Source organism: Micromonospora sp. H33, assembly GCF_052068455.1.
Classification (GTDB): Bacteria; Actinomycetota; Actinomycetes; order Mycobacteriales; family Micromonosporaceae; genus Micromonospora.
In genome coordinates, this window is the sequence record NZ_JBQHDE010000005.1 from 189,992 (window position 1) to 202,420 (window position 12,429).

Below are 12,429 nucleotides of genomic sequence, written 5' to 3' on the forward strand. Positions count from 1 at the left end.
TCACCTCTCCTGGGCCTGGGAGCCGAGCCGCAGCGTGTGCCAGCCCGGGGTCAACTGAAGTTCCTGCTGTCGGACCTGCCCGGTGCGGTCGCGCCACCGCAGGTCCACCCGGACCGGACCGGTGACGTCCCGGCCCAGGCCGACGTGCGCCTCGTGGCTGCGCTTGCCGGAGTGGCCGCTGCCACCGTCGACGCGGGTGACGAAGGTCCGGCCGTCGGCAGTGGTCACCCGTACCTGGGCGCCCACAACCGGTGAGCCCGGTGCCGGCAGCCCGGCATCGGCCGGCGCGGCGGGACCGTCGTGGATCAGCCGGAGCCCGAGGTACGCACCGGGCGACGGGCTCTGGTTGTGGTAGAAGACCGGCTCGTCCCACTGCCGGGCCACCGCGAAGTCCAGCCGGCCGTCGCCGTCGGCGTCACCGGTGGCGATGCCCCGGGTGGGCACCGGGACGGCGAGGCCGAGCTCACCGGCCAGGTCGACGTAGCGGCCGTCGGGGCCCTTGGCGAAGAAGTGCAGTCGCTGACTGCCGCCGATGTCGTCGCCGGCGGTGACGTGCGGCCACGACAGCGGGTGCCGCAGTAGCTCGTCGTTGGCGGTGGCCAGCTCCTGCAGCTGGGGCCAGCGGTTCACCTCGCCCTTGACGAAGCCGGTGGTCTGGGCCACGACCAGTTCGCCGCGGTTGTCGAAGTCGGCCAGCTTGGCGTCCCAGCCCCAGCCGGACCAGGCGAGACCGAGCGGCGCGCTGCGGTCGGCGTACGGGGCGCGGCCCTGAGCGAACTGCCGGCGCAGGTCGGCGTCGTCCTTCGCGGTGTCGATGAAGGCGAAGTGGCTCTCCTCGATGCCGAAGGAGGTGGTGATGTTGCTGACGAACATGTCGTACCGGCCGTCACCGTCGAGGTCACCGAAGTCGACGCCCATGCCCTTGAACGAGTCCAGGCCGATCCGCTTGGACTTGGGCACGACGGCCCGGCCGACGGCGCTCTCCACCAGCGCGAACCTGAACTGGCCGGGCGTGGAGCGGTTGTGCAGCAGCCGGTCGGGGCCGAAGTCGTGCGCGACGTACAGCTCGGGCAGCTGGTCCCCGTCGAGGTCGTTCGCGCCGGCCGCGAGGGCCCAGCCCTTCGACGCGTTCCGGGGCAGGACGTCGTCGACCTGCGCGAAGCGCGCCGTCGGGGCCGGGCCGGCGGTGCCGCCGGTGAAGCGGAAGAAGTAGTCCTCCCCGCCGTTGACGCCGTTGGACATCGAGTCGTTCATCTGGACCCCGCCGCTGCGGGTGTCGTCGAGCACCGGCCCGTGCGGGAAGTAGTTGCCGACGAAGATGTCCACGTGACCGTCGCCGTCGAAGTCGTCGACCGCGACGGTGTTCGTGTTCCACAGCGGCCCGGTGTACCGGTCGGCGGCGCCGGGGACCAGCTCGGTCGGCTGGTACGCGGCGGCGGAGAGCCCGGTGACGCCGGCCTTCGCCAGGTAGATGATCGGCGTCCGGCCCCACAGGTAGACCAGCAGGTCCATCCGGCCGTCCTCGTTGAAGTCACCGGGCACGCAGCCCATCGGCGCCATCGGCGTGGTCATCGGCAGCGGGTCCGGGCGCAGCGCGAACGGCGCGTACCGGTCACCGCCCCGGCCGGGCACGGGCGTGACGCTCACCTGGTCGGTGCGGGGGTCGGTGACGCAGAGGTCGTTGGCGAGGCCGTCACCGTCGAGGTCGTTCATCGCGATGGCGGAGCCGACCGACGAGATCCACGCGTCGATGTGCTTGTAGTCCTGGTTGACCCGACGGATGGTCTGCTGCGGGAACCCGCCCGGCAGCGAGATCGTCGTCGGCGCGAACCGGTAGCGGTCCGCCAGGTCCTCCCGCTCGTCGGCCGAGGCGGACGGCAGCCGGGAGGCGAAGAAGAGGCCCACCATCAGCACGAGCGCCAGCACCCCGGCCAGCTGGCGGCGCAGCCATCCCACTGTCATAGACATCTGTCAGTTCCTTCCGATCACGACGAACTCGTCCGCCACGCCCTGCCGCCAGACCTCGTACGCGGGCGGCCCGCCCGGCATCTCCCCGGACGGCCGGCGGCGGTCGGCCAGGTCGGCGGCCTCGGCCACGGTCATGCCGCACAGCGCCCGCGTGGCCACCTCGTTGTGCGGGACCACGAGCCCCGCCCGGACGCGGGCCGACGCGGCGAAGACGCTGCCCTGGGAGACCTGCGGGCGGTGCGCACCGGCGCGCTGCCAGAACGCCCGCAGCTCCTCCTCGTCGGCCCCGCCGGCGTACGTGGCCGCCAGGCCGGCGCCGCTGTACAGGTCCGCCCGGCGGTCCGGGGCGAAGCCCTCGATGGTCTCGGCGACCTGCTCGGCGTCGGTCCCGCAGACGAACCACAGCGCCCGGCCGATGCCCTGGTCGATGGCCCGGTCGGCGTACCCGCGGTGGGCGCCGCCCGGCGGCCAGGGGAAGGCGGCCTCGCGGTACTGGCCGTACACGTACCGGTCGGTGGCGAAGTACGCCTGGTGGAAGCCGTAGCCGTCCAGCACCAGCCAGCGCAGCAGCGGGTCGGGCGCGGTCAGCGTCGACCACCGGAACCGCGGCAGCCGGGCCATCGCCCAGCCCACCCCGACGTACGCCATGTACACGTGGGGGTCGCCGGGGCCGGCGAGGAACCGCCCGACGTGGCGGCTCCGGCCGGGTAAGGCGTCGAGCACCGCCAGGGCCATCGCCGCACCTTCGTACGCGAACCCGCGAAATCGCGTCGGGATCTGGTCGAGCCGCTGCGACAACGGTCCGGGCGCGGGCGTCTCGGCGGCGTAGGAATAGCCGGTGAGAAATCTGCGCCCGATCGTCTCGAGCAATTCCCGCGCCGCCGGATCCTTGGCCTTGAATCCGCGCACGTCGAGGTTCGTGGCGGACACGTCGGGCGTGAGAATGCGACGTCTGAGCGTACGCCAGGCACTGGTCACGGTCTCCCCCAACTGAGGACGCGCTCGTCCTCTGACGACTGTGGATGAAATGCTGCCAGTGGTCGATACGTCATGTCTTCTTCGACTGTGCGAATTGAAAGAACGGCGCTTGTCAATTGCGACGAAAGTGGAGAGTGCCGGTACCCACTAATGCGTGGGCGTCGTCGCGAATGGCGGTGGACGCGGCGCGGTCAACCGCGCGCCGGCGCCGCGTGGAATCGCGCGCGCACCCGGTTCCGCCAGATCTCGTACGGCGGCACCCGCCCACCGGCGGCGCCGGAGACGGCGACCTCGTCGGCGAACTCCGCGGCCGCCTCCACCGTCATCCCGGTCAGCCCGAGCAGAGCCGCGCGGGTGTGCTCCGGGACGCATCCGGACCAGGAGCGGGCCTTCGCCGCGAACACGGCGCCCTGGGCGAGGTCCGGCGCGTGCTCGCCGGCGGCGCGGCGCAGCGGCCCGGCGTCGCAGCCGCCGGCGAAGGTGGCCGCGAGGCCGACACCGCTCCACAGGTCCGGGTGCCGGTCGGCGGCGAACCGGCCGATCCCCGCCGCCACGTCGGGGACGCGTCCACCGTGGATGAACCAGAGGGCGCGGCCGATCCCCTGGTCCACCGCCCGGGGGAAGTACTCCGCCGCACCCTGCCACGGGTACGGGGCGAGCCGCTCCTGCCGGTCGACGATCCGGGCGGTGTCGAAGTAGGCCCGGTCGAAGCCGTACCCGTCGACGGCCAGCCAGCTCATCGTCGGGTGGTACGGGATGCCGGTCAGGTCCGGCAGCACCTTCCGCCAGAGCAGCCGCGGAAGCCGGGCCATGGCGAAGCCGATGCCGATGTACGCGAGGAAGACGTGCGGCCGCCCGGGCCCGAGCAGGAGCGTCCGGGTGCGGTCCGAGCGGCCCGGCATGACGTCCAGCACCGTGCAGGCCATCGTGGCGCCCTCGTACGCGAAGCCGCGCAGTTCCTCGTCCACCAGCTCCAGGCGGCGCTCGAGCTCCCACTGGTCGCGGGTGTCGACGCCCCACTCGAAGCCGCAGATCACCGCCCGCGGCACCGCCTCCAGCCGCTCGGTGGTCGCCGACGGCGTCGCCGGGAAGCCCCGCCGGCGGAACGAGACGTCGGCCAGGGCCGGCGCCAGCAGCATCCGGCGCACCGAACCCACTGCGGTTGCCATGGATCCTCCCCAGGATCGGTGGTGGACGGCACACGGGGCCGCGCGCCGGTTGCGGAGCCGGTCAGCGGCCGGCGAGGCGCGCTCGCGGCAGGTGGTGGCTGCCCACCCGGCGGGCCGCGACGAAGCTCGCCCAGGCGGCGGTCTCCACCAGGCTGCGGTCGTCGGGGTGGTGGGCGCGGAACTCTCCCACCACCTCCTCGTCCACCTGGTAGGAGGCGAGCGCGGTGAGCAGGGCGAGACGGGCGGCGGCACGGTCGGCGGGCGGCAGGTCGGCGATCAGGTCCTCGCACCACTGCCGGCTGAGGCCGGTCTCCTCGCCACGCCAGTCGTCCAGCCGGCGGAGCACCAGGTCGCGGACCGCCGGCCCGAGCGTCCGCCGGCCGGCCGCCTCGAAGGCGGCGTAGGAGCGGGCCACGGCCGCGGCCACGGTCGGGTTGCCGGCGGCCCACCGGGCGTCGGCGGGCAGGTCCGCCGGCGGCAGCAGGGGCAGCGAGCGGCCCGGCGGGTACGGCTCGCGCAGCGTCGGCCGCAGCAGCCGGCTGATGCCCTGCTTGAGCCGGCGCCTTGCGGCCGGCCCCAGGCCCGGTGGCAGCAGGAAGTTGGCGAGGAAGACGTTGACCATGCGGGTCAGGTAATGGAAGGAGACCAGCACGCCGACCAGCTCGGGGCGGTCCGCCTCCTCGAACGGGGCGTCGGCGGCGCCCGGCAGGTCGGCGAGGTGCGCCGACCGGGCCCAGCCCGCCACCTGGCGGACCGCGTCGTCGCGCACCTGCTCGACCCGGTCCGCGACGATCGCCTCCGCGTCGCCCGCGTCGCTCAGGTCGTACATCCCGGTGCTGTGCATGTCGGCGCAGTACGGGCAGATGTTGGCCACCGAGACGGCGGCGGCCACCGCCTCCTTCGCCAGCCGCCCGGCGCGGCCGGTGGCCAGCAGGGGTTCCCGCATGAGCATCCAGTACGCGGCCAGGACCGGCGGCGCCGGCGAGTGCAGCAGCACCGGAGGACTGACGATGCGCTGCTCGGAGGCGGCCTGGGCGTAGACCGCGCCGACCACCCCCGCGGCCTCCGGTGCCGGCACCGGCCGGACGTACCTGACCTGGCGCTGGACGACCGACGAGACCACCCGTCCGGCAACCATTGCCCGCCTCCCCGTGGAGTGTCGCCGAGGGGTCACGGCATGGTGGCACGCCCCCGCGGCGACGGTGTGTAGCGATCCGCTCACCCAAGCATGCGGCAGTCGCCCGCCGGTGTGGATATTCCAGATTGCGCAGCCGCCCGGTCCGGGACCGTCGACTCCGGACCGTCGCGGACGCCGCACGTTGCGAGAAGATCCACCGCCGTCCGGCCGCCGATAATCGCCGGACGGGCCGCACACCGGAGGAGGAGGTCCCGATGACGGTGTTGGTGACCGGCGGTACGGGCTTCATCGGATCGCACTCGGTGGCGGCGCTGCGCGCCGCCGGGCACCGGGTACGCCTCCTGGCCCGGGATCCGGCACGGGTCCCGGCGGCGTTGCGGCCGCTGGGGGTCGATCCGTCCGCGGTCGAGGTGGTCACCGGCGACGTGACCGACCCCGACGCGGTGGCCGCCGCCGTCGGCGGGTGCACCGCGGTGCTGCACGCCGCGTCGGTGTACAGCTTCGACACCCGCGACCACGCCCGGATGCGGGCGGTCAACGTCCGCGGCACCGAACTGGTGCTCGGGGCCGCCGTCGCCGCCGGGCTGGACCCGGTGGTGCACGTGTCCAGCTTCGGCGCCCTGCTGCCGGCGCGCCGGACGCCGATCACCCCCGACGCCGAGGTGGGCGCACCCCGGGAGACGTACCTGGACAGCAAGGCGCGCGCCGACCGGGTGGCCCGGCGGCACCAGGCCGAGGGTGCGCCGGTCGTCGTGACGTACCCGCTGGCGGCGCTCGGGCCGCACGACCCGCACCTCGGCGACCAGACCGCCCGGCTGCGCAACGCCCTGCGCGGGCTGATGCCGGTGTGGCCGCGGGGCGGCTTCCCGGTCGGCGACGTGCGGGACGTGGCCCGCCTGCACGCGGCGGTACTGGAGCCGGGCCGGGGTCCGCGCCGGTACCTGGGCCCGGGTCGCTACGTGGACACGCGGGAGTACCTGGACGTGCTCCGCCGGGTGACCGGGCGGGCGCTGCCGGCGGTGCGCCTGCCGGCCGCCGCGATGCTGCCGGTCGGCGCGCTGACCGGGCTGGTGCAGCGCGTCACGCCCGTCCACCTGCCCGCCGAGTACGGCGCGATCTACACGTGCGCGGTGGCCGGACCGGTGGACACCACCGCCACCGACCGGCTGCTGGGCGACGCGATCGTGCCGTTCGAGCGGACCCTCGCCGACACGATGGCCTGGCTGGTCGCGACCGGCCGGATCAGCCCGCGCCAGGCCGGTCGGCCGGCCGCCGCGCCATCCGGGCACCCAGCCGCCGGGCCGCGGTGAGGCTGGCCCAGGCCGTCACGGCGACCAGGTCCGCATCGCCCGGCATCCGGCGCCGGTGGTCGTCGACCACGGCGCCGTCGACCTGGTAGGAGGCCATCGCGGTGAGCAGCGCCAGCCGTGCCGTGGGCCGGTACGCGGGCGGCAGCGCGACCACGGCGTCGGCGGCCCAGGCCCGGCTGATGCCCGGAGGGCTTCCGTCCCAGCCGGCGATCCGCGCCCCCACCAGGTCCCGCACGAGGGCCGGGACGGCGGCGTCGGCCAGCTCGTCCACCGCCGCCGACGCCCGCGCGAACGCCGCGGCGACGGTGGGGCGGCCGGCGGCCCAGTCGAGGTCCGCCGGGAGCGGCGCGGGTGGGAGCAGGTCCAGGGCGTCGCCGGGGTGGGCCTCGTGGCGGGCGGCCGGGCCCATCATCGCGCCGAGGAGGCGGCGGGCCCCGCCGCGCAGCCGGCCGGGCACGGCCGGCGGCAACGGCGAGCCGTCCAGGAAGACGTTCACCATCCGGTTCAGGTAGTGGAACGCCACCGCCACGCCGACCAGTTCGGGGGCCTGCTCGGCGGGGAACGGCGGCGGGCCGCCGGGGGCCGGTCCCCGGGCCCAGCGCACCAGGTCGCGAACCGCGGGGTCGGCGACCGCGTCGACGCGATCGGCGGCGACGGCGGCGGCGTCCGGCCCGCGGACCAGCCCGTGCAGTGTGGAGGCGTGCACGTCGACGCAGTACGGGCAGGCGTTGCCGAGGGAGACCGCCGCGGCGACCGCCTCCCGGGCGGCGCGGGTGCAGCGGCCCCGGGCCACCAGCGTCTCCCGCAGGATCACCCAGGCGGCGGCCAGCGCCCGCGGCTGCGGCGCGTGCAGCGCCACCGGCGGCGCCAGCACGCCGAACTCGCGCTCCAGCGGGTCGTACACCCGGCGTACGGCCGGCGGCGCCGACGCCGGGGGGACCGGGCGGACGTACCGCACGCGCCCCAGCGAGCGGCGGACGGCGGCCCGGGCGAACCTGTTGACCACGGTGCCCTCCTCGTTGTGGTCGCCCACCCGGCGGCGCGGCCCCGGTCGGCCCGGCGCGCGGCCGTGGGCGGGTCTCCGCGCGGCTCGACCGGTCGTCGGCGCGGCCGGCGGGCCCGGCGGGGTCGGCGCACCGTCCCCGCCGGACCGGGCAGACTCCTCGGCTACCGGCCGGCGCGGCCGCCGACCAGGGGCAGCGCCGCGTTCCGGCCGGCGGTGGCGCCGTCCGGAGCGGGCGCGCCGTACCGCACCGCGACACCGCGCTGCCGGGCCGCCTCGACGATGCCGGGGACCGCCCGCTCGGCCAGTGCCGCGATGGTCATGGCCGGGTTCACCGTCAGCGCGCCCGGCACCGCCGAGCCGTCGGTGACGAAGATGCCCGGGTGGCCGCGCAGCTCATGGCGGTCGTCGAGCGCGGAGGTGGCCGGGTCGTCGCCGATGCGGCAGGAGGCCAGCGGGTGCACGGTGTACGCCCCGACCACGTCGTTGGTCCACGGCATGACGCGGGCCAGTCCGTCGCGTTCGAGGATGTCCCGCACCTCCGCGTCGGAGGCGGCCCAGCCGCGCAGCGTGTTCGCGGTGGGCCGGTAGCGCAGCGCCCCCCGGCCCAGCATCTGCTGCGAGACCCGGACGGCGTTGCCGGTGGGCGGCGGCGGGCCGAAGACACCCTCGTTGTCGTCCTCGCTCATCGTGAAGATGGTCAGCCAGGACTTCCAGTGGCGGAGCAGTTCCTTCTTCTCCACACCGAACCAGGTGGGTCCGGCCGCGTCGGGCACCTGGGCGAGGATGGTGCCGAAGCCGGGCGGGAAGTAGAGCTGCTCCAGCGAGAAGCGCAGGTACTCCGGCAGCGACCCGTCGAGCCGGTCCCAGGTCGCCACGCAGGGCCCCTTGCCGATCTGGTACGCCTCGTACGGCACCCCGTCGGAGCGGCTGAGGCCCAGCACGTCGCGCACCCGGTCCTCGTTGACGACCGCCGTGTTCAGCCGCTCGCCGTTGCCGGAGAAGTAGCGGCCGACGGCGGCCGGCATCGGGCCGAGCGTGTCGGAGGAGCGTTGCAGGATCACCGGGGTGGCCCCGGCGCCCGCCGCGAGCACCACGATCTTCGCGTCGATCGCCCCGCCGCCCACCTCGACCCGGTAATCCACGTCGTCGACCACCGTGTAGTGCAGGCGGTAGCCGCCGCCGTCGGTCCGCTCCAGCCGCTGGACCTCGTGCAGGGGCCGGATCCGGGCGCCGTGCGCGATCGCGGCCGGCAGGTAGTTGAGCAGCAGCGACCGCTTCGCGTCGAAGCGGCAGCCGGACATCATCCAGTTGCAGTTGACGCACCGCTCGTTGTCGATCGCCACCGGCACCGGGTTCGCGGTACGCCCGGCGTGGTGGCAGGCCGCCGCCCACAGGCCGCCCGCGTACGGCACGTCGGACCAGTCCTGACGGGTGACGGGCAGCGCCTCGGCGACCCGGTCGTACCAGGGTTCGAGCGTGTCCCGGTTGATGGCGGCGGGCCACATCCGCCGGCCGATGCTGCCGTGCCGCTCGAAGACGAAGCGCGGTGCGCGCGGCAAGGCGGCGAAGTAGACGACGCTGCCGCCGCCGACGCAGTTGCCGGCCAGCACGCTCATGCCGTCGCCGATGGTGAAGTCGAAGGCCCGGGTCGACGACGCGCCGAACTTGAAGTCCTGGTCGAAGTCCTGCCCGGTCAGCCACGGCCCGCGCTCCAGCACCACCACCCGGGCGCCGCCGGCGGCCAGGTGGTACGCGGTGATCGCGCCGCCGAACCCGCTGCCGACCACCACGACGTCGGTGCTCTCGATGGCCGTCATGCCGGGCTCCCTGAGGGTGTCGTGTCGGGGTGGGGGCGGGCGAGCTGCCGGCCGTAGGAGAACTCCGGGAAGCGCCAGAGGCCGTCCGCCTCCGGCGGCTTGAACCCCATCGTGGTCATCCCGGGATGCCCGGCGGCGAGCGCGTCGAGGGTGTGCAGGTGCGCGGCGGCGTCGAAGGCGATCGTGCTGAACATCGCCACGCTGACCCAGATGTCCCGCTCGGGATGGGTGGGGGCGGTCAACCGCGCCACCAGCTCGGTGCGGTCGGCGAAGGAGAGGGCGACGAACGGCGGCACCGCGGGGTCGAGGCTCAGACCGCGCTCGGCCGCGTACCCGCCGGCGTGCCCGTTGAGCGCCTCGGCGAGGTTGTCCAGCGCGGGAGCCATGCCGCCCTCGTCGGTGCGGAGCACGGCGACGGCCCCGGAGGCGACCGCGCCGCCACCGACGGCCGCGCCGGCCACGGCGACGTCGCCGGGGAACCGCTTCTCCCCGGGCAGAATGGTGTCGGCAAATGCTTCGAGCGTCATTGTCGTCACGTCGTCCTGGGCGCTGTCGTGCACGGGTCATCCCTCCTTTCACATGCGTCGGGGATCAGACGACGGAGAACCGGGCCGACTGGCCGGACAGCGTCGGGGCGGAACGTGACTGCGGCCGGGACCAGCACGGCCGATTCCGCGCCCACGGCGCCGTTCTCCGCCGTTACAGCTTGCGCCCGCCACCCCTGGGACGCATCTTCGGACGTGCTCAGCCGGCGGACGCCCGGGCGCACGGAAAGGGCGCGCGTCGCGGGTGGCGGGGCGGCGGAAATTGCGATGGGAATTGCGCGGACGATGGCTGCGGAAGAACTGCGCAAATTCGAAGAAGAACCGGACCGGAAGCGTCGTTAGCCTGGCCGGGAAAGCACTAGGCAGGAGGGACGGATTCCGCATGGCAACCGTCAGCAGCACACCGCGTCGGGAGGGTCTCGTCGGCCGGCTCAACGGGCGCCACCACCGGGCGGCGCTCACCGCGTACCTGGTCGTCGTGATCGGACACTGGGCCGAGCACCTGGTGCAGGCGTACCAGATCTGGGTGCTGGGCATGCCCCGGCCGCAGTCCCGCGGCGTCCTCGGGCAGTGGTTCCCGTGGCTGGTGAGCTCGGAGTGGCTGCACTACGGCTACGCGCTGGTCATGCTGGTCGGCCTGTTCCTGCTGCAGCCCGGTTTCACCGGTCGCTCACGCACCTGGTGGACGGTGGCGCTGGCGCTCCAGTTCTGGCACCACCTCGAGCACCTGCTGCTGTTCGTGCAGGCGCAGACCGGGACGTACCTGTTCGGCCAGGCGGTGCCCACCAGCGTCATCCAACTGCTCGTCGGCCGGGTCGAGCTGCACCTGTTCTACAACAGCGTGGTCTTCATCCCGATGGTGATCGCGATGTACCGGCACCTGCGCCCGTCCGACCCGGAGCTGCACGCCGCGTCGTGCAGCTGCCTGGCGGCGCAGAAGCGCAACCTCGGCCTGCCGGCGGCGCCGGCCCCGGCCTGAGATGGGCTGGTCGGCGCACACCGTGGCGGTGCTGGCCGTGGCCGCGCTCGCCGTCCTGGCGGGTCCGGGCACGGCCCGCGCCGACGGGGGCCTCGCCGGCAGCGACCCGGCCGCCGGGGCGGCCCTCGCGACGGCGCCGGCGGCGGTCGAGCTGACCTTCGCCGGCGAACCGGACCTCGCCGACTCCCACGTCACGGTGCTCGACGGCCGCGCGGCGGTGGTGAGCACCGGCGAGCCGCGACGGGTGGACGGGCGGACGTTGCGGCAGCCGGTCGCCGCCGGGCTGACCGGGGACGTGACCGTCGCCTGGCACGTCGGCTTCCGCGACGGCGGCCAGAGCCGCGGGACGCTGCGGTTCAGCGTCGGGACCGGTCGCCCGCCCGCGCCGGCCGGGCCGGCGCTCGACCGGGCCACGGCCGAGCTCCTGGACAGCCACGCGCACCGCATCGACCCGCTCAGCGCGGTGCTGCTCCTGGTCAACGCGGTGGTGGTGCTGGGCGCCGTCACCCTCCTCGCGGTCCGCGATCCGCGCCGCCCGCGGGCCTGGCGCCTGCCCGCCGAGTTCGGCGGGACACCGACCCGCCGCCCAGGGGCGGAGCCGGGCGACCCCGGCCCCGCCCACTTCGACGACCGGACAACCGGAAGGGGTACGACGTGACCGATCAGCAGGACGTGATGGCCGCACTGGTGGCCGAGGGCAAGGAGGTCGACGGGCTGGTGGCCGGGCTGGCCCCGGAGCAGTGGGCCCTGCCCACCCCGGCTCCGGGGTGGACGGTCGCCCACCAGATCGCCCACCTGGCGGCCACGTTCCGCCTCGCCGGGATGGCGGCGGCCCAGCCGGACGCCTTCACGGCGATGGTGTCCCGGCTCAGCGGCGACTTCAACGGCAACGTGGAGGCCGCCCTGTCCGAGTACCTCGCCGACCCGCCGGAGGTGCTGCTGGAGCGGTGGCGGGCCGAACGGGCCACCGCCGAGAAGGCCCTCGCCGCGGTGCCGCCCACCCAACTGGTGCCGTGGCTGGTCCGGCCGCTGCCGCCGGGCGTCCTCGCCGCCGCCGGGATGATGGAGCTGTTCGGGCACGGGCAGGACATCGCCGACGCGCTCGGGGTCCGCCGGACGCCGACCGACCGGGTCGGTCACCTGGTCGGGTTCGCCGTCCGCACCTGGGACTTCGGCTACCTGGCCCGGGGGCTCACCCCGCCGGAGACCACGCTGCGCTTCGAACTGACCGCCCCGTCCGGTCGGGTGTGGACCTTCGGTCCGGAGGACGCGACGGAGAAGGTGACCGGCCCCGCGTGGGACTTCTGCCTGCTCGTCTGCCGCCGGCGCCACCGCGACGACCTGGCGCTGCGGGCGACCGGTGACGTCGCCGACCACTGGCTGGACATCGCCCAGGCCTACCGGGGTCCGGCCGGCCCCGGCCGGCAGCCGGGCCAGTTCGCCGAGCTGGACCGGCGCTGACCGGACGTACCGGCGCCGGACGGCGCCGGACGGTGGGGCGGCCCGGTTACGGGCGGGC

General features: G+C 74.9%; 11 protein-coding genes. 4 read left to right on the top strand and 7 right to left on the bottom strand.

Going from position 1 to position 12,429, the window contains the following annotated elements:
* The 4 genes from ACTMS0_RS14860 to ACTMS0_RS14875 form a co-directional block, all read right to left on the bottom strand.
* Entirely contained in the window at positions 1-1,968 is a 1,968-nt protein-coding gene (locus ACTMS0_RS14860) for a CRTAC1 family protein (protein ID WP_441155755.1), read from the bottom strand.
* A gap of 3 nt (positions 1,969-1,971) precedes the next feature.
* Positions 1,972-2,946, bottom strand: a complete 975-nt coding sequence (locus tag ACTMS0_RS14865; RefSeq protein WP_441155756.1) for a DUF1702 family protein — start codon at positions 2,944-2,946, stop codon at positions 1,972-1,974.
* A gap of 191 nt (positions 2,947-3,137) precedes the next feature.
* Positions 3,138-4,115 carry a DUF1702 family protein gene (locus ACTMS0_RS14870; protein WP_441155757.1) on the bottom strand — a complete coding sequence of 326 codons (978 nt, stop codon included), beginning with the start codon at positions 4,113-4,115 and terminating at the stop codon, positions 3,138-3,140.
* A 61-nt stretch (positions 4,116-4,176) separates the two neighbouring features.
* Positions 4,177-5,253, bottom strand: coding sequence for a carboxymuconolactone decarboxylase family protein (locus ACTMS0_RS14875; protein WP_441155758.1), 1,077 nt, complete (start codon positions 5,251-5,253; stop codon positions 4,177-4,179).
* Between the two features lie 254 nt (positions 5,254-5,507).
* Here ACTMS0_RS14875 and ACTMS0_RS14880 point away from each other — a divergent pair, with 254 nt between their 5' ends.
* Complete coding sequence (locus ACTMS0_RS14880) at positions 5,508-6,563, top strand: SDR family NAD(P)-dependent oxidoreductase (protein WP_441155759.1); 1,056 nt, start codon at positions 5,508-5,510, stop codon at positions 6,561-6,563.
* Here the strand turns inward: ACTMS0_RS14880 and ACTMS0_RS14885 are convergent.
* From ACTMS0_RS14885 to ACTMS0_RS14895, 3 genes are all read right to left on the bottom strand, one after another.
* Positions 6,496-7,569: a carboxymuconolactone decarboxylase family protein gene (locus tag ACTMS0_RS14885; protein WP_441155761.1), complete on the bottom strand. Its 1,074-nt coding sequence runs from the start codon at positions 7,567-7,569 to the stop codon at positions 6,496-6,498. The genes ACTMS0_RS14880 and ACTMS0_RS14885 overlap by 68 nt on opposite strands.
* Positions 7,570-7,730: 161 nt before the next feature.
* Positions 7,731-9,386, bottom strand: a complete 1,656-nt coding sequence (locus tag ACTMS0_RS14890) for an FAD-dependent oxidoreductase (protein ID WP_441155762.1) — start codon at positions 9,384-9,386, stop codon at positions 7,731-7,733.
* The gene (locus ACTMS0_RS14895) at positions 9,383-9,913 is read right to left on the bottom strand and encodes a DUF5987 family protein (RefSeq protein WP_441155921.1); all 531 of its coding nucleotides are present in this window, start codon (positions 9,911-9,913) and stop codon (positions 9,383-9,385) included. The genes ACTMS0_RS14890 and ACTMS0_RS14895 overlap by 4 nt, the downstream gene beginning before the upstream one ends.
* A 400-nt stretch (positions 9,914-10,313) precedes the next feature.
* Here ACTMS0_RS14895 and ACTMS0_RS14900 point away from each other — a divergent pair, with 400 nt between their 5' ends.
* The 3 genes from ACTMS0_RS14900 to ACTMS0_RS14910 are packed head-to-tail and all read left to right on the top strand — an operon-like array spanning position 10,314 to position 12,371.
* Positions 10,314-10,910, top strand: a complete 597-nt coding sequence (locus tag ACTMS0_RS14900) for a hypothetical protein (protein ID WP_441155764.1) — start codon at positions 10,314-10,316, stop codon at positions 10,908-10,910.
* Position 10,911: 1 nt separating this feature from the next.
* Complete coding sequence (locus ACTMS0_RS14905; RefSeq protein WP_441155766.1) at positions 10,912-11,568, top strand: copper resistance CopC family protein; 657 nt, start codon at positions 10,912-10,914, stop codon at positions 11,566-11,568.
* A 17-nt stretch (positions 11,569-11,585) separates the two neighbouring features.
* Entirely contained in the window at positions 11,586-12,371 is a 786-nt protein-coding gene (locus ACTMS0_RS14910) for a TIGR03084 family metal-binding protein (protein WP_441155922.1), read from the top strand.
* Positions 12,372-12,429: the final 58 nt, after the last annotated feature.

Excerpts from the sequence above, each read along its gene's own strand:
- ACTMS0_RS14860 (WP_441155755.1), bottom strand. The coding sequence starts at position 1,968 with ATGTCTATGACAGTGGGATGGCTGCGCCGCCAGCTGGCCGGGGTGCTG.
- ACTMS0_RS14870 (WP_441155757.1), bottom strand. The coding sequence starts at position 4,115 with ATGGCAACCGCAGTGGGTTCGGTGCGCCGGATGCTGCTGGCGCCGGCC.
- ACTMS0_RS14875 (WP_441155758.1), bottom strand. The coding sequence starts at position 5,253 with ATGGTTGCCGGACGGGTGGTCTCGTCGGTCGTCCAGCGCCAGGTCAGG.
- ACTMS0_RS14880 (WP_441155759.1), top strand. The coding sequence starts at position 5,508 with ATGACGGTGTTGGTGACCGGCGGTACGGGCTTCATCGGATCGCACTCG.
- ACTMS0_RS14890 (WP_441155762.1), bottom strand. The coding sequence starts at position 9,386 with ATGACGGCCATCGAGAGCACCGACGTCGTGGTGGTCGGCAGCGGGTTC.
- ACTMS0_RS14895 (WP_441155921.1), bottom strand. The coding sequence starts at position 9,913 with ATGACGCTCGAAGCATTTGCCGACACCATTCTGCCCGGGGAGAAGCGG.
- ACTMS0_RS14900 (WP_441155764.1), top strand. The coding sequence starts at position 10,314 with ATGGCAACCGTCAGCAGCACACCGCGTCGGGAGGGTCTCGTCGGCCGG.
- ACTMS0_RS14905 (WP_441155766.1), top strand. The coding sequence starts at position 10,912 with ATGGGCTGGTCGGCGCACACCGTGGCGGTGCTGGCCGTGGCCGCGCTC.
- ACTMS0_RS14910 (WP_441155922.1), top strand. The coding sequence starts at position 11,586 with ATGGCCGCACTGGTGGCCGAGGGCAAGGAGGTCGACGGGCTGGTGGCC.